Origin of the sequence: Marinoscillum sp. 108, from assembly GCF_902506655.1 — a bacterium.
Classification (GTDB): domain Bacteria; phylum Bacteroidota; class Bacteroidia; order Cytophagales; family Cyclobacteriaceae; genus Marinoscillum; species Marinoscillum luteum.
The window spans coordinates 75,032-98,731 of sequence record NZ_LR734815.1 but is presented as its reverse complement, the minus strand read 5'-3'; the positions used below and the strand labels follow the sequence as shown (position 1 = coordinate 98,731).

Below are 23,700 nucleotides of genomic sequence, written 5' to 3'. Positions count from 1 at the left end.
GCCAAATGAGACAACTGAAAATTAGCAAGCAAATTACGAATCGGGAGAGTCAATCTCTCGATAAGTATTTGCAGGAAATCGGAAGAGTAGAGTTAATCACCGCCGATGAGGAAGTAATACTAGCCAAGAAAATAAAAGAAGGCGACCAGCTGGCGCTGGAGAGGCTTACCAAAGCCAATCTACGTTTTGTTGTGTCTGTGGCTAAGCAATATCAAAATCAAGGACTTACACTGGGGGATTTGATCAATGAGGGAAACCTCGGTCTGATCAAAGCTGCTCAGCGCTTCGATGAGACCAGAGGCTTTAAGTTCATCTCCTATGCCGTTTGGTGGATCAGACAATCCATTTTGCAAGCCCTTGCTGAGCAGTCCAGGATCGTCAGGCTACCACTCAATAGGGTAGGTTCACTCAATAAAATCTCCAAGACCTTTTCATTTCTGGAACAAAAGTTTGAAAGAGAACCTTCAGCTGACGAAATGGCAGAAGTGTTGGAGATGACAGAAGGTGAAGTGCTGGACACCATGAAAATTTCCGGAAGGCACATTTCTATGGATGCGCCCTTTGCCAATGGTGAAGAGAGCAGTTTACTGGATGTGCTGGAGGATGTGGGCGAGGATACTCCCGACAGTAGCTTACTGACCGATTCATTGAGAAGAGAAATACAGCGGGCTTTATCCACCCTTACTCAGCGTGAGGCGGATGTGGTGGCTTTTTACTTTGGACTCAATGAACAGCATGCGCTTACCCTGGAGGAAATCGGGGAGAGGTTTAACCTCACCCGGGAGCGTGTGAGACAGATTAAAGAAAAAGCAATAAGAAGATTACGTCACGCTTCGAGAAGTAGGTCATTGAAAACTTTTCTTGGATAGTAGCCAAAATGACATTTCGTTACATTATGGCGTTTTCTTTGTTACAATAACTTTGCATCGTCGTTGTAATAGAAAATTGAAACATATTCGTAAAAATGACTAAAGAAAGAGTAAAAGTATTGATCATAGGTTCCGGTCCTGCAGGTTTTACAGCTGCGATTTATGCAGCACGTGCGGGTATGAAGCCCGTGCTTTACCAGGGCGGTCAACCTGGCGGTCAACTGACCATCACCACTGACGTGGAAAACTACCCTGGATATCCTGAGGGAATCATGGGGCCACAGATGATGGTGGATTTTCAAAAGCAAGCCGAACGCTTTGGGACAGACATCCGCAGCGGCATGATCACGGCGGTGGACTTTTCAGGATGGCCACACAGTGTTACCGTGGATAACAAGACAGAGATCGAAGCGGAGGCAGTGATCATTTCTACCGGAGCATCTGCCAAGTGGTTGGGACTGGAGAGTGAGCAGCGATTGAATGGAAGAGGTGTTTCTGCCTGTGCGGTATGTGATGGATTCTTTTTTAGAGGTCAGGATGTAGCCATCGTGGGTGGTGGGGATACTGCCGCTGAGGAAGCTACTTACCTGTCGAAGCTGGTAAATAAGGTATACATGCTGGTGAGAAGAGATGAGATGCGCGCCAGTAAAATCATGCAGCAACGTGTGCTGAACGCGCCAAACATAGAAGTGCTCTGGAACTCTGAAACCGATGAGGTTTTGGGAGAAGAAGAAGTAACAGGCCTGCGTATCAAGGACACTGTGACAGGAGAGAAAAGAGAGATTGAGGTACAAGGCTTCTTCGTGGCCATTGGTCACAAACCTAATACAGATGTTTTCAAAGAATTTCTGGACATGGATAGTGCAGGGTATATTAAAACCATCCCGGGTACGTCCAAGACTAATATTCCTGGAGTATTTGCCACAGGTGATGCCCAGGACAAGATTTACAGACAGGCAGTGACTGCAGCTGGTAGCGGATGTATGGGCGCATTGGATGCAGAGAAGTTTATCGCTGAGAAAGAGGTAGAGCTTCAGGAAGCGGCATTGTAATTTTTTAAGATAGAATTAACCATATGGTCCCGACTATGTCGGGACTTTTTTTGTTATGAAGATAAATATACTAGCCTTTGCTGCTCATCCTGATGATGTGGAACTGTGCTGCGCCGGCACACTTATCGTTCATCAGATGCGGGGCTTTACTACCGGCATTATAGACCTTACCCAGGGAGAAATGGGCACCAGAGGTACTGCCGAGCAGCGACTTCAAGAGGCCAAAAGAGCAGGTGAAATCATGAAAGTCTCTGTACGCGAGAATCTTGGATTTGCAGACTCTTTCTTCACCAACGATACTGAGCATCAGCTGAAGATCGTTCAGAAAATCAGAGAATTTCAACCGGATATCGTGCTGACCAACGCGCTCTATGACCGCCACCCGGATCACGGACGCGCAGCGACCATGGTAGAAGAGGCCTGTTTCAAAGCGGGATTGAAGAAGGTAGAAACCCTGGATGCGGAAGGAAACCCACAGAAGGCCTGGAGGCCAAAGAAGACCTATTTTTGTGTACAGAGCGTCTCCTTGACACCCGATTTTCTGGTGGATATTTCGGATGCGCAAGAACTCAAAATGGAGGCAGTTCGGGCCTATAAGTCGCAGTTTTTTGACCCTAATAGTCAGGAACCCCAGACCTACATTTCAAAACCAGAGTTTATGCAGATGATCGAAGCGAGAGCTTTGGAATATGGTCACCGCATAGGTGTGAAATATGCAGAGGGCTTTATGACGAAACAGTCCCTTGGAGTGAAAGACCTCTATCACCTGATGTAAAAGGTATTTGCCCTGTCATACTCACGCATTCTCAGGAGCTGGGCCAGCTGATCTTTTTCTGCTAGCAGAAGCTCAGGAAGCTGTAACGAGAGCCACTGCATAGCAGAATGCAAGGGGACACTGGCGTAAAAGTGATCTCGGGCAAAGTGGACATACTTAAGGACTCTGAAGGCATCCCACCATTGATAATACCTATCCAGAAAGTTGCTGTAGCTGCCAGACTGATCAAGGATTTGGTATAATGCTTCTTCGAAATTGTTTTCAAGATAGAAAGCCCTTAGGCAGGGAGAAACCTCTGAAATATCGAATATTCGTGTGATGTAAAGGTCTTTTAGATCCTTGTTTATAGGTCTAAGCTGTTCAAATATATCGGGGTGATAGACGGAGTAGTCATCGGCTTCATCTTCCAGGTATTTACCAATGACATGTCCGGTGCCAAAGGGCACCCGATCAGATACCCTGTCAGAGGGGTAGATCGTGGTTTGGTTGATTTCGCCAATTCCTTTGAGGGGAATGGTCTTATGGATAAAATAGAAGTCTTCACCGGCCTTTCGGGTGTTCATTCCGCCTTGCTTCTGGTAGGCAGAGGATCTCACCGTAATACATGATCCGAGTGTCTGAAGCGCATAAGGATACCCGCATACCCTTAGTGCATTGGTATAGTAGCGGAGATACAGTTCATAGTTGAGAATGGCCTCATGATTGGTGCCGTGGAGCTCATGTTCGTAATGAACAAGCCCGAGATTGTTTTGAGGGTCCTGATAGAAATGCTCTATGGCCTGAAGGTAGTTATCATCGCAGTGGCAGTCTGCATCGTAGCAGACGATGATTCCATCCACCTGACGATCTTCAAATATCCTGACCGCTTCGTCCATCCCGATTTTTCGCGCCAAACCCACCCCAGCTTTTTTTGGGGGGAGTTTCACATGCAATACATGCTGTTGAAAGGTGGGGATGACTTGCTGTATGGCCAGTAGGCACGCCTGGTTTTTTTGCTGAATTTCCAGAGAAGCGTTCTCTGATTCATTCACTATGATCAATACTGCTACTTCGAGTGTTGGAGGTGTACATCGATGTAAGGAGGTGAGCGCCTTGGGCAGGTGGTCTTCACAGAAAGCCGGGATCACAACGATCATCTGAGGGTTTCCGCTGACTTTGCCTGCAAGGCCGGTGGCTGGCCAGGCGTATCTTTTCAGATAAATGCTCTCTGCCTTCAAGGGGCCAATCGCTGTGTGGACCAATCTGAGTCTGATCGGGTGTAAAGAATACGGTCGTGAAGGCGGCTGGCTCTTCCCTGCCAAAACTCGATGGAGTCAGGTACGATCTTGTAACCACCCCAGAAGTCTGGAAGGGGAATTTTTCCATCTTTAAATTTCGCCTTCATTTCCTGCAGCTTCATTTCCAGAATGCTCCTGGAAGTGATCACCTCACTCTGGTGAGAAACCCATGCACCCAGTTGACTACCAAGAGGTCTGCTTAGAAAATACTTCATGGATTGCGCGGTGCTTACTTTTTCGGCCCTGCCAGTGATGATAACCTGACGCTCCAGCTGGTACCATGGAAAAAGAATGCACACCTGAGGATTCTCCTCGATCTGCCGAGCTTTCCGACTTTTGTAGTTGGTGTAAAACACAAAACCATTCGGGTCTATTGCTTTCAATAAAACGGTTCTTTGGGTGATGTGCCCACTCAGGTCGCTGGTACTCAGCACCATGGCATTGGGTTCGGTGACTTTACTTTTTTGAGCTTCGTCAAACCATTGCTGAAACTGGTCAAAGGGAGAGGCACAGACGCTATCCAAATCCAGTGAGGCCTTTGTGTATTCCTGTCTAAGTGATGCAAGATCCAGACTCATACTAAATTTACTGAGATACAGAATTAAGGTTCAAAATTGTTTTATTTGTTCTTAAACCAAAGTTACCAAGAAGGAGTGACGAAGAGGTGTCAAAATTTACTGATTTATAGTAAATCACCAGAAAAGGAGTGACGAATGAAACAGAGAATTGATCTGAAAGTAGAGAGTAGCCAGGAGTGGATTGACACAGTGGTGTCTGATTTTGATGAGTTTTTAAAGGATCATGCCAATTGTGAGCGCAAGGCTTCCGCCATGGCCATGAGTTTTGTGGCTAAATACCCTAATCGTGTGGAAATCATCCCGGAGCTCATCAATACCGCAGTGGAGGAGTTGGAACATTTCCGGTCGGTCTATGCCATTATGGAAGAGCGCGGAATAGAGCTTACTCATGAAATAGGGCAAGACATCTATGTGAAGCAGCTTTTGGATAAATGCCGTGACGGTCGCGAGGAGCGATTTATGGACCGGTTGCTGCTGGCATCTCTGGTAGAGACTCGGGGTGCAGAGCGATTTAGGATGGTGTATGAGGCCATGGATGATCCCGAACTAAGACGCTTCTATCAGGAACTTTGGGCTTCTGAAGCCAAGCACGGGGAAGTATTTGTGCGGATGGCCTTAAACTATTTTGAAGAAAAGGCGGTCTATAAAAGACTAGAGGAAATGACTGATTATGAAGCCGTTGTGCTTCAGAGCTTACCACTAAAACCTGCATTACACTGATGGACTACTTTGCAACAGACCAGATCATAGAACCAGAGCGAGGAGACTTGCTGATTTCAGAGCCCTATTTGCCAGATCCAAACTTTGAGCGCACGGTGATTTTACTTTGTGAGCATGACGAGAATGGGTCCTTTGGCTTTGTGCTTAACAAACGTGCTCAGTCCAGGCTGGATGAGCTGATTGAGGAAGCGGAGGGGTTTAGCACCGATGTATTTGTGGGTGGACCAGTACAACAAAATACGTTACATTTCTTACATAAATCTCCGGCCACTTTAAAAGGTGACAAGAAAGTGGTGGATGGTGTATATTGGGGCATTGACTTTGAAGGATTGCTGAGCTCGATAAATACCCGGCAGGTAGCTAAAGAGGAATTAAAGTTCTTTGTGGGCTATTCTGGTTGGTCACCAGGGCAGCTGATGGACGAGCTAAAATCCAAATCATGGATAGTCTATAAAAAGGCTTCCCCGGAAGTGGTTTTTGAAATGAATCCGGATGACCTGTGGAGAGAGGCACTTAAGACAATGGGAGGGAAGTTTAGAGTAATCTCAAACTATCCTACCGACCCGAGACTGAATTAGTACGACGGATTTATTAAATTTATAGGTTGAAGCCAATATAGAAAGATTCCATCATGGAGGATAAGGAAAACAAATTGCCTGAAAATCTCGAGGATTTGCAGGATGGTGTTCAGGAAAACCCTGAATTGACTGACGAAAGCACAACCCCGGAAGACTCGGGCGAAACCAGCGAAGCAGAGCCGGAGGAAGCTCCCAAAGCAGAGGTGGAGGAAGCGCCTGAAGGTCAAGCGGCCGAGGTAGCCAAGACCGAGGAAACTCCAGCAGAGGAGGTGGTAGAAGAAAGCCCCAAGGAAGCGCCTGAACCTGTGGCAGAAGTAACTGCCAACGAGGATACACAGGATGATTCAGCGTCTGAAGATGATTCGCACGATGACGATGAGGATCATGGCGATGAAGATGATAAGCTGCTGGAATCATTGCATTTTGATAATCCTACCAAGGATGAACTCCTGGCTGCCCTTAAAAAAGTTTCCGGCATAGAGAAAATGCGTGTGTTGGATAAGGCCCTGAAGGAGATCAAGCCTCCTTTTGACCATATCTATGAAAAAGAGAAAGAGGATGCCCTCAAAAACTTTGTGGAAGCAGGCAATGATGCTGCTGACTTTGTCTACAAAGGGGATGACACAGATGGGCAATTCTTTGAGCTATACAATCAATTAAGGAATAAGAAACAACGTTTCTTTTCTGAGCTTGAAAAATCCAAGGATGAGAACCTCAGGAAGAAAAATGAAATATTGGAGAAGTTGCGGGAGCTCGTGGATGGTGAAGAAAGCACCGCTTCGATCAATACACTGAAAGCACTCCAGGAGGAATGGAAAAAGCTGGGTCAGGTGCCCGGTGCTCATGTGAAGAGCCTGTGGGCCAACTACAATGCGCTAATAGACAGGTTCTATGACAACAGAAGCATCTACTTTGAGCTGAAAGAGCTGGACAGAAGGAAGAACCTGGAGGGTAAACTGGAGCTATGCGCACGTGCAGAGGAGCTGGTAAACCTGGAAAACATAAAAGAAGCCATCGTACAGCTCAATGAGCTACACGAGGAGTTTAAACATATCGGACCGATCCCCAAGGAGGACCAGGAGCCTGTTTGGCAGCGCTTCAAGGCCGCCTCTGATGAAATATATGCCAAGCGCAAGGAGTTTTTTGATGAACTCAAGCACGATCTGAACGAAAACGCTGATAAGAAGCAGGCGTTGGGTGATGAGGCGGCAGAGTTTGTGTCGTTTAATTCTGACAAGATTAGCGACTGGAACAAAAAGACGAAACAGCTTCTCGAGCTTCAGAAAAAATGGGAGGCCATCGGTGGATTGCCTCGCGACCGAGCCAAACACATCAACAAACATTTCTGGGGTAATTTCAAAACCTTCTTTGCCAATAAAAATGCATTTTTCAAAACCCTGGAGACCCAGCGTGAGGAAAACTATAACAAGAAGAAAGAGCTGCTTGAGAAAGCAGAAGCCCTTAAAAACAGTGAAGAGTGGGATCAGACCGCCAACGAGCTGAAAAAGCTCCAGAATGCCTGGCGTGATATTGGTCCTGTACCAGAGAAGTATCGCAACGAGGTGTATCAGAAGTTCAAGGCTGCATGTGATACCTTCTTTGAGCGGAAGCGTGCTCAGGGCAGTGTGCAAAACAAGGAGTTTGATCAAAACCTGAAAAAGAAGGAGGAAATCTGTGCCATGCTGGAGGCCTATATCAACGCTGATACCATAGAACTGGGTCAGGTATATGACCTACTAGAGCGGTACTCAGAAATTGGTTTTGTGCCACGAAATGCCATCAAGAAGATACACGACAGGTATGACGACATCACGAACCGACTCGTGAGCCTTGAGGATCTTTCTGATAGTCAACGGTCGGAATTGGAGACGCAGGTACAGTTGAGCAAGCTGAAGAACAGCCCTCATGGTGGACAGAAAATTCAACGAAAAGAAGGAGCGATTAAACGTAAACTGTCTTCCCTGGAAAGTGATATAGCTACATGGAAAACCAATCTCGATTTTTTTGCGGATTCCAAGACGGCTGATAAACTAAAGGCAGATTTCAATGAAAAAATTGAAAAGGCTACTGCCGAAATGGAGGAATTGAAGAAGCAGCTACAAATGTTGAAGCAGATTTGATTTTTTTCTCCGTGAGGCTTTGTAATTCTTAAGAGGAATTATACATTTGCACTCGCTTTCAGAGAAAGCAAAACCAGATTTCACTGCGGCGCAGTAGATCAGGCCTCCTTAGCTCAGCTGGTAGAGCAACTGACTTGTAATCAGTAGGTCATTGGTTCGATCCCGATAGGAGGCTCTCGGATAAACCCACTCTATGTAAATAGGGTGGGTTTTTTCGTTTTTGTCGATTTGAAGAATTTATGAAGGTATAGTCAGAAGGTATAGTTTAAGATTGAATATGCATTTCTATATTGAACAGCTTTCCCTTCCTGCAAATTGAACTTGTATGCGGTGTTTCAGGTCTGTTTTTTTTGATAAACAAGGTATTAGTAAGCATCTGAAATTGCTTTAACCAACTTGATAATTGGTTTTGGTTGTGATTTATTAACCTTGTGGTGGGTAACTTAAACTATGAGGTCAATAATCATTTGGTTGGGTATTTTTTGCTTCGGTTTTTTATTTGGCTGCCAGGCTGAACAGGAACAAGAAAAGAAATTCAAGGTGGGCTTCTCTCAGCCGATCATGAAAGATGCATGGAGACAAGCCATGTTTAATGAAATGCAGCGTCAGCTGATATTTCATGATGAGATAGAGCTGATTTTCAAAGATGGGGATTCACAGACCAGCATACAGATCGCGCAGATACTCCAGATGGTGGAGGATGGCATTGATTTACTCATAGTTTCTCCCAACGAGGCAGCCCCTCTCCAGCCAATCATCGAATCAGTTTTTGAGCAGGGCATCCCGGTCATTATTCTGGACAGGAGGATCAATTCCAGCAAATACACGGCATACATAGGCGCTGACAACAAGCTGATAGGGAATGCAGGAGGGAAATATATCGCTCGGCTACTGAATGGTAGAGGTAAAGTCTTGGAAGTATACGAGAGCCTTAAGATCACGGCATTTTCGGATCGACATTTTGGGTTTCGTGAGGTTATGGTGGCGCATCCTCAGATTCAGATAGATTCTGTCAAAGCCATCGCTAAGGGAGAGTCAAAGTACAGGGAGCTGATCGCCAATGAGCAATATGATGTAGTTTTTGCAGCCACGGATGTGGCGGCCAAGTTTGCGTATGATGTGGCACAGGAAGCGTATCCAGAGGGCAGGAACAAGTACTATATTGGTATAGATGCATTGCCAGGAACCGGCAATGGTCTCGAGATGGTTGAGAACGGTATTTTGACGGCTTCCATTATTTATCCCACAGGTGGTGACCTGTCTATTGATATTGCTTCGAGAATTCTCAATGGCGAGCCCTATGAGAAGGAAAACATCCTTCAGACCCTGGTGGTGGATTCTACAAACGTGAAAATCATCCAAACCCAGGCCAGGAAGATATTGGATCAGCAAACGGATATTCTGAGTTTGTCGGATAAGCTTGGGGTTATCCAGCGGGTTTTCAAAACTCAGCGGACCCTTACGTATTTGTTTGCACTTACCATGGTGATATCCATTATCATGACGGCTTCAGTGCTTAAATCTTTGGTGGAAAAGCGTCGGATCAATAATGAGTTACAAAGCAAAAATGAGCAGATCACCCAATATGCTCAGCAAGCAGAAGAAGCAACTCAGGCAAAATTCAGGTTTTTCACCAACATCTCTCATGAGTTCAGGACACCTCTCACCCTCATCAAAGCACCGGTAGATGAGCTGCTGGAACGAAAGGAAGCCAGTTTGTTCAAAAAGGACTTAAAGCTGATCCGAAAGAATACGTTGCGGTTGTTGCGGTTGGTCAATCAAATTATGGATTTCCGTAAAATTGATAACTCAAAAATGAACTTGAGAATCAATGAGCAGCCGTTGATACCCTTTCTGAAGGAAATCATGGACTCCTTCGAAAAGCTGGCCGGAGATAAGCAGATAACTTTCAAACTGATTCATGACAATGATCAGGTGAAGCTCTGGTTTGATGGTAATATGATGGATAAGGTATTTTTCAACCTCCTGTCCAATGCATTTAAATTCACGAATAAGGGCGGATCTATATTCATTCGGGTGGAAACTAATCAGCTGAGTGATGAGGTGAGAATATCTGTGGATGATACGGGCAATGGAATGACCGAAGAACAGGTCACTCATATATTTGATCGGTTTTATCAGGGCGATCAATACAGAAGCCTGGGGACTGGCCTGGGATTGGCCTTGTCCAAGGAAATCATAGACTTACACAAGGGGAGCATTGAAGTCGAAAGTATCCCCAACAAAGGAACGAGGTTTGTAATCAAGCTAAAGACCGGCAAAGACCATTTGGATGAGTCCATGCTTGCCCTTGAGGAAGGCCTCTATTTGAGGTCCGACGAATCACTTTTTCCTGCAGACTATGAATCAACAGAAGAACCACTGATTCGGGAAAAATCTGAGGACGGGAGTGGTAGCATTTTATTGATTGAAGATAATGATGAGCTTCGGGCCTATCTCAAAGGCCGCTTAGGCCGTGACTACTTTGTGATGGAGGCAAACAACGTGGCTGAGGGGATTGAGATGGCGATGAATGAGGTGCCCGACCTGATCGTCTGTGACTTGATGCTAAAGCATGAATCGGGCTATGAGGTCATTCGAGCACTGAAAGAGGACTTGAGGTCTTCCCATATACCTATAGTCATCCTTACAGCAAAGTCCTCAACAGAAGAAAAAATCAAAGGAATCCGACTGGGGGCAGATGATTACATCACCAAGCCTTTTGATGTGGCCATTCTTTGCGAGCGCATACATACTTTGCTTGCGAATCGTCAGAAGTTGAGAGAGCACTTCCTGCATGAACTGCCTGTGGATCAGAAGGGCGTATCGAACTCTCGGATCGATAAAAAGTTTGTGAGTGAGTTTACGGCCCTTGTAGAGGCTAACCTCGCTGATGCTGGGTTCGGAGTAAATGAAATAGGTCATGAATTGGGACTCTCCCGAATGCAACTATACCGAAAGGTGAAGGCCCTTTTGGGGTATAGTGTCAATGACTACATCAGCAACGTCCGTCTAAAGAAAGCCAAACATTTGATCCTGGAAGGAGAGCACAATATCTCTGAAATTGCACATATCGTTGGGTTTTCAACGGCTTCATATTTTTCCACAGCATTCAAGAATCAGTTTGGTATGACTCCTTCAGAGTTCAAATCAAATCACGAGTCATGAGGATGTTACAATTTTGAAACCCCCGATCAAAATTGAAAGCGCTTTGCTGAAATTATAATTTAAAACCTCATTTAAGGCGTTATAAAAGCACTTATTTCAATGAAATAGGCCTTATAAAATCAAAATTGCAATTTATTGGTACGGCATTAGAAACTTGAAAATGACTCGTGACATAACTTGGATGAAAGTTTTCAAGATTATGAATGCACGAATTTTATATTATGCTATTGTTGTTGGACTCGCCGGATTCTTATTCGGATTCGATACAGTAGTTATTTCAGGTGCCAACCTTCCTATTAAAGAGTTATGGAATACCAGTGATTGGTTTCATGGCACCTTCATTATGTCAATGGCACTATGGGGTACGGTGGTGGGAGCCATCTTTGGCGGGTATCCCACGGACCTGATAGGAAGACGCTCCACACTGTATTGGGTAGGCGTGCTTTATCTGACTTCCGCACTGGGGTCAGCGTTGGCCACAGATCCTTATTTGTTTTCTTTCTTCAGGTTTATTGGTGGAGTAGGGGTGGGTATTTCGTCCATTGCAGCACCCACTTATACTTCTGAGATCGCCGCACCTTCCAGCAGAGGGCGCCTGGTTGCGCTTTACCAATTCAACATAGTATTGGGTATTCTGGTGGCTTTTGTTTCCAATTACCTTTTGCAAGGTGTAGGAGGTGCCAATGACTGGAGATGGATGTTGGGGGTAGAGGCCATCCCCGCCGCAGCGTATATAATCATGGTGTTGGGGGTGCCAAGGAGTCCCAGATGGGTACTCATTCACAAAAAGGATGAGCCTGGCGCTTTGAAAATATTAGAATTAAACAATAGCGAAGCAGAGGCCAGGTCGATCATAGCCAGCATCAAGCAAGATGTTAAAAATAATTTGAATGCTCATACCAGCGTGTTTTCGGTTAAGTACAGATGGTCACTCATGTTGGCTTTTCTACTGGCCGCTTTCAATCAGCTTTCGGGCATCAACTTTATTTTGTACTATGCCCCGGAAATACTGGTGAAAGCTGGCTTTGGAAGCTCCGACTCCTTATTTAGTGCAATATTCATTGGTGTGGTCAATCTACTCTTTACCATGCTGGGCGTATTTCTGATCGATCGTTCTGGCAGAAAAATGCTGATGTACATTGGCTCAATAGGCTACATCATCAGTCTGGGCATGGTCGGATACGCTTTTTATGCTGAACTCAGCGAGGTGTTTAAGCTGACATTTATACTCACATTTATCGCGGCCCATGCCATTGGACAAGGGGCAGTGATCTGGGTATTTATTTCAGAGATATTTCCCAACAAGGTCAGAGCATATGGGCAGGCCTGGGGGTCAGGAGTTCACTGGCTATTTGCCGCATTGATCACCCTGTTTGGTTCTGTGCTGATCAATTCGATGAATCCCTGGACGGTCTTTTGGCTCTTTGGGAGTTTCATGGTCCTCCAATTACTCTTTGTGATTTTCATGATGCCCGAAACCAAAGGCGCTTCCCTGGAAGAGCTACAGAGCCGCTTAGGCGGAATGAAAACGAAAAAATCTCAATCGACTATTCAAGAAGTAAAAGAAAATTATGTCGCCGAAGTGGGCAACTAAACCTCTAATTATGATGAAAAAATTACTCAACGGATTTTTGCTACTACTGGCCACTATGTGTGCTACCGATTTGCTGGCACAGGAAGTGACCATATCAGGTACCGTGACGGACCAGGAGCGTGGTGAGACCTTGCCAGGTGCTACCATCACTATTGAAAATGAATATACCGGAACCATCACAGATATAGATGGTAAATACACGATCACAACGGAGGCCAACGCCACCCTGATGTTCTCATTTATTGGTTATGAAACAAAGAAAATAAAGCTGAGCGGGCAAACGAGGTTAGATGTAGCGTTGGCGGCAGATTTGCAATCGCTGGAAGAAGTAGTAGTGGTAGGCTATACTTCTAAGAGAAAGAAAGATCTGGTAGGATCTGTGAGTGTTGTGGACATGGAGGAGGTTGGAAAAATCGTTTATGCCAATCCTCTTCAGGCACTTCAGGGGCGAGTAGCCGGGGTGACCTTTAATCAAACAGGGGAGCCGGGATCAGTGGGGACGAGTGTCAACATTCGTGGGTTCACCACTTTTGGGGACAATACGCCACTCTATGTGATCGATGGGATTCCTTCACAGGAGCCTCCCAACAATCTTAATGGAAATGATATTGCTTCTATTCAGGTGTTGAAGGATGGTGCAGCTTCGGTGTATGGTGCCAGGGCTGCCGCAGGAGTAATCTTGATCACCACGAAAACAGGTAAAAAGGATAAGCTGGAGATTGACGCAGGTGTGATTTTAGGTCGACAGACACGTGCCAACTATCTGGATCTTCTAAATGCTGAGGAATGGGGGCAGGTTTACTGGGAAGCCTATAAGAACAGCCGAAACGGTACACCTTCATTTACCGGGTACTTTGATCTTGGTGGTAAGCCTGGTATTCCGGCAGATCCACAGCTCTATCAGCCAGACAAAGACGATCCGAGCAAAGATCAGTCCTATCTCTACACACCTGAAGGGACGAACTGGGCGGACAGGATTTATAGAGATGGTCAATCTCAACAATACTATGTGAATATATCTAATGGTAATGATAAAGGGAATGTCATGTTTGGCGCATCCTACTTCGATGAGCAAGGAACCATCATCACCTCCTATTTCAACAGGATTACTGCCAGGTTGAATTCTAACTACAATCTTACCAAATGGATGAAAGTGGGAGAGAATCTAAGCATATCTAATTCAGAGCGTGTGGGCGTTGGTGGAGCTGCCAACGATGTGGTAAGACAGCATCCGGCGCTTCCTGTATACGATACTGATGGGGATTACGCAGGCAGGGTGGGAGACTTCCCGGACATTAGAAACACGGTCAGTCAGTTGGATAGAAACCGCAATAACACTACAAAAAGCTGGAGGATCTTTGGTAATGCACATGGGGAAGTGAGCCTGCTGGATGCACTCGATATCTTGCCTGAAGCACATGCTTTTAAACTGCGCACCAATGTGGGCCTGGACTACAGTGATTACTATGATGATTTTTTCGGATCTAGTTTACATGAGGGCGTCTATCAAATAGATAACAATAGTTATTTTAATAAATATGGTCGGGGTGTTACACTCACCTGGAACAATTTTGCTGAGTATTCATTCAGGAAGAAAGACCATAACCTCACCTTGATCGGAGGGATAGAATCCATCCAATACAGCTACCGGGATTTGGCCGCTTCACGTACTGGGTATTCTTCAGAGACACCCAGCTACCTGACCATTAGCAGTGGAGATGACATAGGCATCGCCGAGGGTGGGCGCAGCAACTGGGGGTTATACTCAGAGATTGCCCGCCTGGATTATATCTTCAAAGAAAGGTATTTAGCCACGGTACTTTACCGGCACGACATGACCTCAAGGTTTGCTACTGATGGAGACTTCCTGACCTATATGGTAGGATGGAGAGTGACGGACGAACCGGCCATCAGACGAGCGATAGGAGATAACGTGCTCAATGATTTCAAGTTAAGAGCCAGCTATGGGGAGTTGGGCAATCAGAATACCGGAACTCTGCATAATCAATCCACTTTTTACGGGCCAAATGATCTCAACGCAAACTATGATCTGACCGGAACCAATACCTCAGTACAACAGGGATTTGTAGTGCTAACACGAGGTAATCCATTCTTGAGATGGGAAACGACAAAAAGCTACAACATTGGAGCGGATGTTCGTCTTTTTAATAAGTCGTTGGATTTTACTTTTGATGTATATCAGAAGGTGACTACTGACCTGATAAGCAATCCTCCTTTGGCCCTGGCCATTGGCGAGGGTACTGCTCCATTTGTAAACTCGGCCCAGGTTACCAACACTGGTTTTGATATGAGTCTTACGCATTTCTATAGGAGCAATTCAGGACTTAAAATCACCAATTCTGTGCAGGTGTCAAGGTACAAATCTGTGGTAGATGATCTTGACGACAGGTATCCTTTGGGTTACGAGGGAGAAAGATACTTCGATAGTGGGGGTAGAATCGCTGAAGGCCGGCAGATGCGCGAATTTTACGGCTGGGTGGCAGACGGTATTTTCCAGAACACCGAGGAGGTGGAGGCACATGCCAACCAGACCGGGAAGGGCGTAGGGCGTATTCGTTATGCAGATATCAACGGAGATAGCATCATCAATGACGAGGACAGAACTTACCTGGGCAGTCCCCACCCGGATGTAACCCTGGGCCTCAACTCACAGGTGAAATACAAAAACTTCACACTCGATATGTTTTTCTACAGCTCCATCGGGCATGAGATTTACAACAATCTTCGGGTAACCTCTGAGTTTGCACAAATAGGCACCTATAATCGTACCTCGGCCATTTTAAATTCCTGGACTCCAGAGAACACTGGGGCTACGGTGCCCATGCTCACTTTGGATGATAAGGGAAATGACGAAAGCAGGGCCTCCTCTTATTTCATAGAAGATGGCACGTTCCTGAAAATGAGGACGCTTCGTTTGGGATACAATTTTACTCCAAAAATATTCGAGGGGTTCAATGTAAACCTCTACGCTGAAGTACAAAACGTATTCACTATTACTAATTATTCGGGTATTGATCCCGAAGTGCCGGGCGGATTTGATAATGGAGTTTATCCATTACCCCGCACTTTCATTCTCGGTCTAAATCTCAAACTCTAACTGACAGTCATGAAAAAGATATTTATAGCAATTTCGATAGTGGCAGTACTTCTGCCAGCATGCAAAGACCAGGTTCTGGATCAGGTACCACAAGGTGCCCTGGCGGAAGGGGTAGAGGTAGATGAGGGAATCATGGAGAACCTGATCACTGCTGCGTATTCTTCTCTCACGGCCAGGTTTATCGGTCTTCATCATGTCACTTTTCAGGGGCCAACAACCAACTGGATTGCAGACATCAGATCAGATGATGCCTACAAGGGCGGGGGCGGAATCGTGGATCAGGTACCAATGCATCAGGCTGAAACTTATGTGTTAAATCCTACCAATGATCTTGCCTTCAATAAATGGCTCAATCTTACCTGGGCCATAGCCCGTGTGAATGTGGCCATAAGCAACCTTTTGGAATACGAAAACCCAAACTATCCTTCTGAAATCAGAATGGCCGAAATGAGATTCTTACGTGCTCATTTTCACTTTGATATGGTGAGAAACTATAACCAGGTGCCCTGGTTGGACGAAAATGTATTGGGCTCAGAAGCGTCTAATACCACTTACACCAAGGAGGAGCTTTTGGAACTGATAGAAGCGGACATGCAATTTGCGTATGACCATCTCCCCCTTAGTCAGCCGGAACTCGGAAGGGTCAATAAATATACAGCCGCGGCTTATATGTGTAAAATACTGGTAGAGGAGAAAAAGTGGAGTGAGGTAATTCCATTTGCCGATGAGGTGATAGGCTCTGGACAATACGCTTTGCTGAATGAGTTTGAAGATCTGGCATCACTTGATTTTGAAAACAGCTCAGAGATAGTGTTTACCGTGCAGTTTGCATTGACTGAAAACCCGGATTTGGGGCACAATATTGGGAACATTCTTAATGTCACCTATAGTAACGCTTATCCGGGAGGGGACGACTTTTATCTGGCTAGCCAGAACCTTGTGAACGCCTTCAAAACAGATGCCAATGGGTTACCGGTATTTGATGGATTTGACAATCCTCCGCATGCTACCGGAGCTTCCTATCTCAATCCCGTGGATCCTAGAGTTGATTTCTCTTTAGGAAGAAATAACATACCATGGAAACAGAGCGGTATCTACACTTTTTCAGAGTGGGGCAGGAGTGCAGATTATCCAAATAATTACTCTTCCAAAAAACACGTCATAGATTCTAACGATCCCAGGATGCATGATGGTTTACCATGGGCAGCTTCCGGACTAAACTTCGCAATCATTAGGTATGCCGAGGTGCTCCTATGGAAGGCGGAGGCGTTGATAGAAGGGAATATTGATCTGAATGAGGCTCGTGCCCTCATCAATCAAATCCGAAACAGAGCTAAGAACAGTACTTACGTTCGAACGTTGGACGGAGTATCTACAGCTGCCAATTATGCGATAGAACCCTATCCAACTACCGGATGGAACCAGAGCTATGCCCGTCAGGCATTGAGGAGAGAAAGAAGGCTTGAACTGGCCATGGAGGGCCATCGTTTGTTTGACCTCAACAGATGGGGGATTACAGCCCAGACCATCAGTGAATACTTATCCGATGAATACACAGTAACACCTTATTTGGAAGGGGTAGAGTTTGTAGAGGGTACTCATGAGTATTATCCAATTCCGCAAGCCGAGTTGGATAAGAATCCGGGCCTTTACCAACAGAATAACGGTTATTAATTCAATCAACTTTTCAATAAACATTCAATTTTCTAAACCAAAATAATTATGAAGAAGTCAATTTTGTTTTATGCGGTGATGATCATCGCAACAGTGGGCTTTATTGCCTGTGGGGACGGTGGCGAGGATCCGGCACCATCATTGGAAATCACATCCATCACAGCTACGTCGGCTGATATCACCAGAACGGGTGTGGTAGATGCCGCCGCTGGTACGGTTATTTTCCAGCCATTTCCACCACGTACGGATATTTCGGCTGTGACTATTGCAGTTACCTTGCCAGAGGGCGTTACAGTATCTCCAGCATCTGGTACTGCTCAGGATTTTTCAGCAGGAGCAGTGACTTACACCATTTCCAATGGTAGTGAGGAGCTCTCTTTTGAGGTTTCTGTGACTGCTGAATTTGCTGCTTCTATCGCTTTCGTGGGAGATGCCAATGCTCCGGGTAGTATTAAAGAAAAAGACATGGCCGCTGCTTATGCGTATCTTTCGGGAGAGTATGGTGATGACCTGGAGTACATTCCGTTCTCTAGTGTAAATACCGATGCGTTACAATACATCGAAGTAGTGGTTTACTATCAGGATAGCGATCCGGGAAACAACCCTGGTTTATTAGAGAGTATCCCTGCATCAGCACGGGCAGCTTCAGTGGTTGACGCATTCAAAGCATGGCATGCAGCCGGTGGAGATTTCGTGTTGGCTGGTCATGGCACACAGTACCTCAACCAACTGGGAAGGATTCCAGATGATGCTGGAAAGCCGTACGAAGAGAATGGATGGGCGCCTAGAATCTACGGAAGTGGTGATGGTTTTGAAAACCCTGATCAGTGGGGAATTAATGTCAACTTGAATGTTAATGCCATTGAGACCGTTTCCAGTTCTGATTGGGATCGATCTGGTCATGCCATACTTGAGGGCTGCACTACCAGTGACATTGCCAACCCTGTAGATCAAACTTCCTATGGTCATCCTGCTATACCAATGATAGCAGCTGGGTACAAAGAAGATCATAATTCCATGTGGGATATCAACGCCGCACCGATCACCGATCATGTGGATGCTTTTGATAAAGCAGATAAATGGGAAGCAGCTATGGAAGCTACACTTATTGGTACGTGGGGTCACGTGGTGGACCTGTGCTGTGGAGCAGTAGTAGAGCTTCATGCGAGGGCTTCTGCACCAGCTGAAGGTTCGATCATCGTGATTGGAGCTGCTGCATATGAGTGGGAGCAAAACGGCGCTGATAATGCATTTATGAGCAACAATGCTGCAATGACCGTTAATTCAATTAACTATTTAATAGAAAAGTAAATTTTCTTCATACTGAACCGGGAGGGGGTTTCCTCTTCCGGTTTTTTCACACATACCATGCATCTTCTCACTAAGCTCTTTTTGATATTCATAGCACTGATTTTTGGCCATCTGGCCAAAGCGCAGACTTATACTGAGCAATATCGAATGCAGTATCATTTTTCTCCGGAGCGAAACTGGGTCAATGACCCATGTGGCATGGTCTACCTCAGCGGTACTTACCATCTGATGTACCAATACAATCCTCACGGCACGCAATGGGGCAATATGTCTTGGGGGCATGCCACATCCACCGACCTGATGCACTGGAAAGAACAAGGTGTAGTCCTGTATAATGACAGTCAGGGTGCCATTTTTTCGGGGGGAGCAGTCATTGACTATCACAATACCAGCGGCTTTGGAGACTCCGCTATGGTGGCCATTTACACAAGTGCGGGACAGACTCAAAAGCAAAGTCTGGCGTACAGCCTGGATCAAGGTATAAACTGGACTAAGTATTCTGGGAATCCAGTGCTGCCAAATAAAGGAATTATCGATTTTAGAGACCCCACGGTGCTTTGGCACGAATCCACACACACCTGGGTGATGACATTAGCCGAGCAGGATCAAATCGGGTTTTACTCCTCTCCAAACTTAAAAGACTGGACCTATCAGAGTGCCTTTGGAAAAGGAATGGGTGCCCACGGTGGAGTGTGGGAGTGCCCTGACCTGTTTCAGTTGGAGGTGCAAGGCACCTCAAGGAAACTATGGGTGCTGATGGTCAGTATCAACCCTGGCTCACCCTCCGGCGGATCTGGTACTCAGTATTTTGTGGGTGATTTTGATGGGAAGTCATTTACACTTACCCCCGAGTTTGAGCTACTGCTCAACCCCCAGCCAACAGATGAGGTGTTGGTTTTTGAAGACTTTGAGTCCGGCTATGAAAACTGGACGGTGACAGGAACGGCCTTTGGCCATGCACCTGTGGCAGGTACACTCCCCGATCAACAACTCGTCACAAATTATCAGGGAGATCAGTTGGTGAATAGCTATCTGAATGGTGATGCAGCTACAGGCAGTCTTACCTCAGCGCCCTTCATCATTGAATCCAATTATATCAACTTTCTGATAGGGGGTGGCCACCACCCAGACCTGACGGCCATCAAGCTTATCGTTGACGATCAGGTGGTGAGGAGTGCTACAGGGAGCAACACCGAACAACTGAGGTGGTACGCCTGGGATGTATCAGAATATGCAGGCAAATCTGCCCAACTTAAGATTGTGGATGAAGTGACTGGTGGATGGGGGCACATCAATGTGGACCATGTCTATTTTTCTGATCGGGCAATTGTACAAAAGGAGGCTTTTTGGGTAAATCATGGGCCTGATGATTATGCCGGGCGTAGCTTTCAACAAACTCCTGATGGCCGAGTGCTGTGGATGAGCTGGATGAATAACTGGTCATATGCGGGCAACCTGCCTACCTCCACCTGGCGTGGAGGAATGTCTTTGCCCAGAGAACTTACTTTGAAAGAGACTCCTGCTGGTATTCGGCTGTTTCAGCAACCTGCTGCTGAGGTCTATGAGTTGAGACAGGATACACTTGTTATTCAGGGTGATTTGGACGCGCTCAATACTGCCCTTGTTGGCAGAGCGCAAAGCTCTAACCAGTACGAGTTGCGGTTTTCTATTAACCAAACAAATACCCAATCTGGAGCAGGGGTAATTCTTGCAGCTGAGGGCAGCTACTATACCCAGATAGGATATGATCCCAAAACGGCTAAGGTTTTTTTGGATAGGAAACATTCTGGAGTAGCTTTTTCCGGAGACTACACTCAGTTGTTTGATTTTAGTACATCTGAACTCCAGTCATTGAATTTCCAGATTTTTGTAGATCAGTCGTCAGTAGAGGTTTTTGTAAATGATGGTGAGGAATTGATTTCAGCCCGTATTTTCCCCACGTCAGGGGCCACCGGGCTAAGGTTTTATGGGGACGTTGGATCTATTACTGAGGTTTCGCACTTTGAATATGGGAATATTTGGCGGGGAGAGGAGGCGCTGGTCACTTTCACTCCCAAATCGAGGGTTAAAATTTTCCCAAATCCATCCCAAGGAAAGTTTCGGGTGGAAGGGGTAAAGTCTCTTGCTCATGTTGAGTTGATCGGGATGTCAGGCAATAGACTTCCGTTTACCATTAGTACTAAGAACGAAGGGTATGAGATAGTCCTGGATAACGAGACTTACTCAGGAGTGATCATTTTGAGGATAGTGGCTGATAACCAAATAATTACCGAACAGTTAATCAATCAATAGAGGGATATGAAGAAGATACAATTGTTGTTTTGGGTAGGATTGATGTTGACAGAGCAGGTCATTGCTCAAGAGGTTTTTCATGTAGGGTTCAACGAAGTTTCAGGGACAAATACCACCACGGAGGAGGTGTCCTCACAGTCACTGAGTATCGAAAACCTTTTTGATCGTCCTGAGCGTATTACGTCACCTGATGGAAACGCCCTGCGACTGGATGGATGGTCTACTTATATTTCACAATCCAACTTTAGTTTATCAGGGATCGATCGTGCACTGACCATAGAAGCATGGTATGCTACTGAGGCTTTCAATAGAGAATCTTCCTCTATCATTGAGCTGTCTTCAGCATCAGGGGCTTCTGGGTTTTATCTAAGTGTGGGCCCTTATGGGGAACTTAACTTTGGCTACCACCTGGATAATACGTTTTATGTGCACAATACACCAAACAGGCTTTCTACTTATCAATGGCATCATATTGTAGCGACTATAGACCTGGATGCTGGGGAGACCAGGGTGTATGTGGATGGTGTCGTGTGGTTTTTAAAACAAGGACTTTCGGCATCCTCTATTTCTGTCCCGGAGAGTACCTTGTACATTGGTAAAAGAAGTCTTGATCAACGCGCAAATGGATTCTCTGTCAATGTGCTCAATGGAGCTTTGGATGACCTAAAAGTCTATAATGTAGCACTCACAGAGGCAGAAATCACGGATGCAAGTCAATCTGTACCTGAGAGGAAAGTTGATTTATATATAGATCCGGCCGTGAGGTTTGCCGGAGATCATTTGCGACCACAATACCATCCGATGCCCAACAACAGCTGGGCCAATGAGTGCTATGGTTTGATGTATTACGAGGGTAACTATCACCTGTTTTTTCAGAAAAACCCGAATGCTCCCCAGCTATATTTCATGCACTGGGGCCATTTGATCAGCCCTGATATGGTACATTGGCGCGAAGTAGATATTGCTTTGAGGCCAACTCCGGGTTTTGATAATTTCGGCGCATGGTCAGGTACCACGCTTAAGGACAATGCTGGAAGTCCCTATATTTTTTACACGGGGGTAGATGGAGCCAAAGCCGGTATTGGCATGGCCATTCCCACCGGGGATTCTTTGCTCACCTGGACTGAAAGTGAGTCCAATCCCTTATTGGCCAATGCACCTACGAGCTTTAGTCACATGGACTTTAGGGACCCATACCTGTGGAAAAGTGATGGGTTGTATTACATGATAGTGGGTTCAGGTTTGCAAAACAATGGTGGCGGCATACTCTTTACCTATCGTTCTTCAGATTTGGTCAATTGGACGCTTATCCCGAGGTTATATGCCAATTCAGACATTTCCGAATACGGGGAGTTTTGGGAAATGCCAACTTTCAGGAAGTTGGCGGGGGATACCTACCTGCTACAGTTGACACCTACGCCTAACAATGGTAAACCGGCACGTTCTATTTATTTGTTGGGCGCCTGGGAAAATGAAACCTTCAAACCTTATTTTGAAACCCCGAAATCACTCGAGTTATTTGATAGCCACATGCTGGCTCCGGCCTTTGGTACAGATGATGAGACGGGAGATACTTACATCGGGATTATTCCCGAAGATCGGGATGGCAATGATCAGATCAATGCCGGGTGGCGACAGACTTTTAGCATACCACGTCAGGTGCGCCTGCTGGAAGATAGCACCATTGGGCAAATACCCCATCCAAACCTTTGCAGGCTGAGGTCTGACGAGATATCGGTGGAAAAATTGGTTTTGGAAAATGGCAAAAGAAACAACCTCCCTCAGTTTAGAGGGAATCAGATCGAAATGGAATTTGATATCAAAGCTGATTCCAATGCCAACTTTGTAATTCAGGTGCTCAAGCATGAAGATGAGCGCGAGTATACAACCATTACTTTTGATTATGAACTGAATAAAATCATTCTGGATAGGCGCCAATCATCCCTTTCGAATACCTTAAAGAACACCAGAATAGGGAATTTTGTATTCAACCCAAATGACACTTTGAACGTGCGCATATTCATTGATCACTCTACTTTAGAGGTGTTTGTGCAAAACCTTACTGTGTTTTCTGCCAGGGTTTATCCTTCTCGGGCGGAAAGCGACCTGGTAGACGTGGTAGCCATAGATGGCGAGGTATCTGTGGTGTCAGCTAAGAAATGGGAAATGGCCTCCATGTTGGACCATGAAGTAGTGGGTCAAAGTTGTGTACCGAGTAACCTTCCTACGCATTTTAACAAGACGCCCAAAGAGCCAGAGGAACCCGAGGAGCCTTTGAAATCGGGCTTTAAATCCGGGTGGAAGCTCTACCCTAATCCCTCGTTTGACGTGATCAACCTGGATACTCCCGGAATAGAAAACGGCCAATATTTTATTTATTCTCTCTCAGGTCAGCAGCTACTAAGTGGAGCCATTGACCAGGAGAGGGCAGCTATAGATGTACATCAAATTCCCGCCGGAATGTATTTACTGACCGCCAGCGATGGCACCCTCTTTTACTCAGAGAGGATACTGATCAAAAACAAAGAATAAAAGGCACTAGGTGAACATATGATTTAAACTTAAACCCTTACA

General features: G+C 45.7%; 15 protein-coding genes and 1 tRNA gene. 14 read left to right on the top strand and 2 right to left on the bottom strand.

The window, feature by feature from the left end; all coding sequences use genetic code 11:
• Positions 1 to 5: 5 nt before the first annotated feature.
• The 3 genes from GV030_RS16850 to bshB1 all read left to right on the top strand — a co-directional run bounded on the left by GV030_RS16850 (position 6) and on the right by bshB1 (position 2,696).
• Positions 6 to 869 (top strand): RNA polymerase sigma factor RpoD/SigA, encoded by an 864-nt coding sequence (locus GV030_RS16850; RefSeq protein ID WP_159584474.1) that lies wholly within the window; start codon positions 6 to 8, stop codon positions 867 to 869.
• A 95-nt stretch (positions 870 to 964) separates the two neighbouring features.
• Positions 965 to 1,921, top strand: coding sequence for a thioredoxin-disulfide reductase (trxB, locus tag GV030_RS16845; RefSeq protein ID WP_159584473.1), 957 nt, complete (start codon positions 965 to 967; stop codon positions 1,919 to 1,921).
• A 55-nt stretch (positions 1,922 to 1,976) separates the two neighbouring features.
• Entirely contained in the window at positions 1,977 to 2,696 is a 720-nt protein-coding gene (gene bshB1 / locus GV030_RS16840) for a bacillithiol biosynthesis deacetylase BshB1 (protein ID WP_159584472.1), read from the top strand.
• Here the strand turns inward: bshB1 and GV030_RS16835 are convergent.
• Positions 2,684 to 3,937 carry a glycosyltransferase family 2 protein gene (locus tag GV030_RS16835; RefSeq protein ID WP_221413402.1) on the bottom strand — a complete coding sequence of 418 codons (1,254 nt, stop codon included), beginning with the start codon at positions 3,935 to 3,937 and terminating at the stop codon, positions 2,684 to 2,686. The two genes, bshB1 and GV030_RS16835, sit on opposite strands and share 13 nt — an antisense overlap.
• Positions 3,910 to 4,551 carry a pyridoxamine 5'-phosphate oxidase gene (pdxH, locus tag GV030_RS16830; RefSeq protein ID WP_221413401.1) on the bottom strand — a complete coding sequence of 214 codons (642 nt, stop codon included), beginning with the start codon at positions 4,549 to 4,551 and terminating at the stop codon, positions 3,910 to 3,912. Before pdxH ends, GV030_RS16835 begins: the two co-directional genes overlap by 28 nt.
• 135 nt (positions 4,552 to 4,686) lie before the next feature.
• Between pdxH and GV030_RS16825 the strand changes: the two genes are divergently transcribed.
• The 11 genes from GV030_RS16825 (at position 4,687) to GV030_RS16775 (ending at position 23,658) form a co-directional block, all read left to right on the top strand.
• On the top strand, positions 4,687 to 5,271 hold the full coding sequence (locus tag GV030_RS16825; protein WP_159584470.1) for a tRNA-(ms[2]io[6]A)-hydroxylase: 585 nt from the start codon (positions 4,687 to 4,689) through the stop codon (positions 5,269 to 5,271).
• Positions 5,271 to 5,849 (top strand): YqgE/AlgH family protein, encoded by a 579-nt coding sequence (locus GV030_RS16820; protein ID WP_159584469.1) that lies wholly within the window; start codon positions 5,271 to 5,273, stop codon positions 5,847 to 5,849. Before GV030_RS16825 ends, GV030_RS16820 begins: the two co-directional genes overlap by 1 nt.
• A gap of 53 nt (positions 5,850 to 5,902) precedes the next feature.
• Entirely contained in the window at positions 5,903 to 7,969 is a 2,067-nt protein-coding gene (locus GV030_RS16815; RefSeq protein ID WP_159584468.1) for a DUF349 domain-containing protein, read from the top strand.
• 102 nt (positions 7,970 to 8,071) lie between these two features.
• Positions 8,072 to 8,144, top strand: a tRNA-Thr gene (locus GV030_RS16810).
• A 275-nt stretch (positions 8,145 to 8,419) separates the two neighbouring features.
• Entirely contained in the window at positions 8,420 to 11,137 is a 2,718-nt protein-coding gene (locus GV030_RS16805) for a substrate-binding domain-containing protein (RefSeq protein ID WP_159584467.1), read from the top strand.
• A gap of 199 nt (positions 11,138 to 11,336) precedes the next feature.
• Positions 11,337 to 12,731, top strand: coding sequence for a sugar porter family MFS transporter (locus GV030_RS16800; RefSeq protein WP_159584466.1), 1,395 nt, complete (start codon positions 11,337 to 11,339; stop codon positions 12,729 to 12,731).
• Positions 12,732 to 12,741: 10 nt separating this feature from the next.
• On the top strand, positions 12,742 to 15,849 hold the full coding sequence (locus GV030_RS16795; protein ID WP_159584465.1) for a TonB-dependent receptor: 3,108 nt from the start codon (positions 12,742 to 12,744) through the stop codon (positions 15,847 to 15,849).
• A gap of 9 nt (positions 15,850 to 15,858) precedes the next feature.
• Positions 15,859 to 17,523, top strand: a complete 1,665-nt coding sequence (locus GV030_RS16790) for a RagB/SusD family nutrient uptake outer membrane protein (protein ID WP_159584464.1) — start codon at positions 15,859 to 15,861, stop codon at positions 17,521 to 17,523.
• 48 nt (positions 17,524 to 17,571) lie between these two features.
• Positions 17,572 to 18,834: a DUF4960 domain-containing protein gene (locus GV030_RS16785; RefSeq protein ID WP_159584463.1), complete on the top strand. Its 1,263-nt coding sequence runs from the start codon at positions 17,572 to 17,574 to the stop codon at positions 18,832 to 18,834.
• A gap of 57 nt (positions 18,835 to 18,891) precedes the next feature.
• Complete coding sequence (locus GV030_RS16780) at positions 18,892 to 21,126, top strand: GH32 C-terminal domain-containing protein (RefSeq protein WP_159584462.1); 2,235 nt, start codon at positions 18,892 to 18,894, stop codon at positions 21,124 to 21,126.
• Positions 21,127 to 21,132: 6 nt separating this feature from the next.
• Positions 21,133 to 23,658, top strand: coding sequence for a GH32 C-terminal domain-containing protein (locus tag GV030_RS16775; protein WP_159584461.1), 2,526 nt, complete (start codon positions 21,133 to 21,135; stop codon positions 23,656 to 23,658).
• The last annotated feature ends 42 nt before the right edge of the window (positions 23,659 to 23,700 follow it).